A 3,277-nucleotide genomic window follows, 5' to 3' on the forward strand; every position below is an offset into this window, starting at 1 on the left:
CCGCCAAGCACATCATCCTGGCGACCGGCGCGCGACCACGCGCGCTGCCCGGCATCGAGCCGGACGGAAAGCTGATCTGGACCTATTTCGAGGCCATGGTGCCGAAGGAGATGCCGAAGTCGCTGCTGGTCATGGGATCAGGCGCCATCGGCATCGAATTCGCCTCCTTCTACCGGACCATGGGCGCCGAGGTGACGGTGGTCGAGCTGCTGCCGGCGGTGATGCCGGTCGAGGATGCCGAAGTCTCGAAATTCGCGCAGAAGCAGTTCGAGAAGCAAGGCATGAAGATCATCCTCGAAGCCAAGGTGACCAAGGTCGAGAAGGGTCCCAATTCGGTCACGGCGCATGTCGAGATGAAGGACGGCAAGGTCGAGAAGATCACCGCCGATCGCATGATCTCGGCCGTCGGCGTCCAGGGCAACATCGAGGGCCTCAGGCTTGAGGCGCTAGGCGTGAAGACCGAGCGCGGCTGCATCGTCATCGACGGCTACGGCAAGACCAATGTGCCGGGCATCTACGCCATCGGCGATGTCGCCGGCCCGCCGATGCTCGCCCACAAGGCCGAACATGAGGGGGTCGTGTGCATCGAGAAGATCGCTGATTTTCCTGGCGTGCATGCCACCGACAAGCTGAAGATTCCGGGCTGCACCTACTGCAATCCGCAGGTCGCCTCGGTTGGCCTGACGGAAGCCAAGGCCAAGGCCGAGGGCAAGGACATCCGCGTCGGGCGCTTCCAGTTCGCCGCCAATGGCAAGGCCATTGCGCTCGGCGAGGATCAGGGTTTCATCAAGACCATCTTCGACAAGAAGACCGGTCAATTGCTCGGCGCCCACATGGTCGGTGCCGAAGTGACCGAACTGATCCAGGGCTTTGTCGTGGCGATGAACCTGGAGACGACCGAGGAAGAGCTGATGCACACCATCTTCCCGCACCCGACGCTGTCGGAGATGATGAAGGAAAGCGTGCTCGACGCCTATGGCCGCGCGCTCAACGCCTGATAGATTGAAAGCGCTTCTACAGATGGAACCCGGCGGCAAGGTACTTCGTTTGCGGATGCGTTTTCACGCATCACACAAGGAGAAGGCATATGCACCTGAATGGCGTCGGCTGGATAGCAGCCATCATCATCGGCGGCCTGGCAGGCTGGCTCGCCGAAATGTTCATGAAGAGCGACACCGGCATCTTCATGAACATCGTTATGGGCATCGTCGGCGCGGTCGTGCTGAACGCCATTCTGCAGGCTCTCAATTTTGGCCCGTTCGGCGTCGGCTGGATTGCCTATCTGATCACCGGCTTTATCGGTGCCTGCCTGCTGATCTGGGCCGGGCGTCTGGTGCGTCGTTAGCATCACTGAAAAGCTGCCATGCGAAAAAGGCTGTTGCGGCATGCGCCGCGGCGGCCTTTTTCTTTGCGTTGAAAAGTCCTAGATGACGTTATGACAGCGAACGCCTGACTGGCGTCGCGAATGAACCAGGTTTCCCGATGGTCACTGTCCTCGATACGATCGCCAACGCCCCGCGCTTGCGGCATCCGGAAAAGGCGCACAAGCCTGATCAGGATGTGCTGCGCAAGCCCGACTGGATCCGCGTCAAGGCGCCGGTGTCGAAGGGCTATGCCGAAACGCGCGAAATCGTCAAATCGCACAAGCTGGTGACGGTCTGCGAAGAGGCCGGCTGCCCCAACATCGGCGAATGCTGGGAAAAGAAGCACGCCACCTTCATGATCATGGGCGAGATCTGCACCCGCGCCTGCGCCTTCTGCAACGTCGCCACGGGCATTCCAACCGCGCTTGACCCGGATGAGCCGGCCCGTGTCGCGCATGCGGTCAAGCAGATGGGCCTTACCCATGTCGTCATCACCTCGGTCGACCGCGACGATCTCGCCGATGGCGGTGCGCAGCATTTCGCCGAAGTCATTCGCGCCATCCGGGCGGCAACGCCGCTGACGACGATCGAAATCCTGACGCCCGACTTCCTGCGCAAGGACGGCGCGCTGGAGGTCGTCGTGGCCGCCAAGCCCGACGTCTTCAACCACAATCTCGAAACCGTACCGTCGAACTATCTGACGGTTCGTCCGGGCGCCCGCTATTTCCATTCGATCCGGCTGTTGCAGCGGGTCAAGGAGCTTGATCCGTCGATCTTCACCAAGTCCGGCATCATGGTGGGGCTGGGCGAAGAACGGAATGAAATCCTGCAGCTGATGGACGATCTGCGGTCCGCCAATGTCGACTTCATGACCATCGGCCAGTACCTGCAGCCGTCGAAGAAGCACCATCCGGTGATCCGCTTCGTCACTCCGGAGGAGTTTAAATCTTTCGAGACGATCGGCCGGACCAAGGGTTTCCTGCTGGTGGCGTCCAGCCCGCTGACGCGTTCGTCGCATCACGCCGGCGACGATTTCGCCAAGCTGCGTGCGGCACGGGAAGCGATTCTCAAGAAAACAGCTTAACCCGCTGGTTTCATGCCAAAATTCGAAGCCACCCGACGCGTATCCCATACACCCGAGCAGATGTTCGCGCTGGTCGCCGATGTTGAATCCTATCCGCAATTCCTGCCGCTTTGCGAAGCGCTGACGGTTCGCTCGCGCAAGGAGCGTGACGGGCGCACGGTTCTGCTTGCCGACATGAGCATCGGCTACAAGGCGATCCGCGAAACCTTCACGACGCAGGTGCTGCTGAAGCCCGCCGAGAACACCATCGACGTGAAGTACATCGACGGGCCGTTCAAATATTTGAGCAACGTCTGGCGTTTCGAAGCGGACGGCGCCGGGTGCACCGTCCGCTTCTTCATCGACTACGAGTTCAAGAGCCGTATTCTGGGCGCGGTCATGGGGACCATGTTCGATCGCGCCTTCCGCATGTTCGCCGAAGCCTTTGAGAAGCGCGCCGACGTCATCTACGGTGCAGCACCCCGGGTCCAGGGTTAGCCGAGTGCTTGCAGGCCCAGCTCCAGCGCTTGCCGGACCGTTTCGCGGCGAATGAAATCGCGGCCTTTGTCTGCAAAGAGCTGGTGCTCGGCGACAATCGGTCGGCCGTCCAGCGCAACCCCGAACCAGACCAGGCCGACCGGTTTTTCCGCCGAACCGCCGCCAGGCCCAGCGATCCCGGTGACCGCCAGGGTCAGCCCGGCGCGCGAACGGGCAAGCGCGCCTGCCGCCATTTCAATCGCAGTCTCGCGCGAAACCGCGCCATGCGCCCCGAGCGTGGCGGCGGAAACACCGAGCATGTCCATCTTGGCTTCGTTGGAATAGGTGATGAAGCGGCGATCGATCGCGGCGG

5 protein-coding genes are annotated in these 3,277 nt (G+C 61.6%); 4 read left to right on the plus strand and 1 reads right to left on the minus strand.

The features are described from left to right. The 4 genes from lpdA to EN749_RS33010 all read left to right on the plus strand — a co-directional run. On the plus strand, nucleotides 1-998 hold a 998-nt coding region (gene lpdA, locus EN749_RS32995), incomplete at its 5' end, for a dihydrolipoyl dehydrogenase (protein WP_128364738.1). Nucleotides 999-1,087: 89 nt separating this feature from the next. Beyond that, nucleotides 1,088-1,345 (plus strand): GlsB/YeaQ/YmgE family stress response membrane protein, encoded by a 258-nt coding sequence (locus EN749_RS33000; RefSeq protein ID WP_127397206.1) that lies wholly within the window; start codon nucleotides 1,088-1,090, stop codon nucleotides 1,343-1,345. A gap of 137 nt (nucleotides 1,346-1,482) precedes the next feature. Further along, entirely contained in the window at nucleotides 1,483-2,448 is a 966-nt protein-coding gene (lipA, locus tag EN749_RS33005; RefSeq protein WP_127329039.1) for a lipoyl synthase, read from the plus strand. Nucleotides 2,449-2,460: 12 nt separating this feature from the next. After that, nucleotides 2,461-2,925 (plus strand): type II toxin-antitoxin system RatA family toxin, encoded by a 465-nt coding sequence (locus EN749_RS33010; RefSeq protein ID WP_127267305.1) that lies wholly within the window; start codon nucleotides 2,461-2,463, stop codon nucleotides 2,923-2,925. On the opposite strand, the gene EN749_RS33015 is transcribed toward EN749_RS33010, so the two are convergent. Then, on the minus strand, nucleotides 2,922-3,277 hold a 356-nt coding region (locus EN749_RS33015), incomplete at its 5' end, for a CinA family protein (protein ID WP_145991109.1). The two genes, EN749_RS33010 and EN749_RS33015, sit on opposite strands and share 4 nt — an antisense overlap.

Source organism: Mesorhizobium sp. M7A.F.Ca.ET.027.02.1.1 (assembly GCF_004022985.1).
Taxonomy (GTDB): domain Bacteria; phylum Pseudomonadota; class Alphaproteobacteria; order Rhizobiales; family Rhizobiaceae; genus Mesorhizobium.

Coding starts and splice junctions, on each gene's coding strand:
- EN749_RS33000 (WP_127397206.1), top strand. CDS start 1,088: ATGCACCTGAATGGCGTCGGCTGGATAGCAGCCATCATCATCGGCGGC.
- lipA (WP_127329039.1), top strand. CDS start 1,483: ATGGTCACTGTCCTCGATACGATCGCCAACGCCCCGCGCTTGCGGCAT.
- EN749_RS33010 (WP_127267305.1), top strand. CDS start 2,461: ATGCCAAAATTCGAAGCCACCCGACGCGTATCCCATACACCCGAGCAG.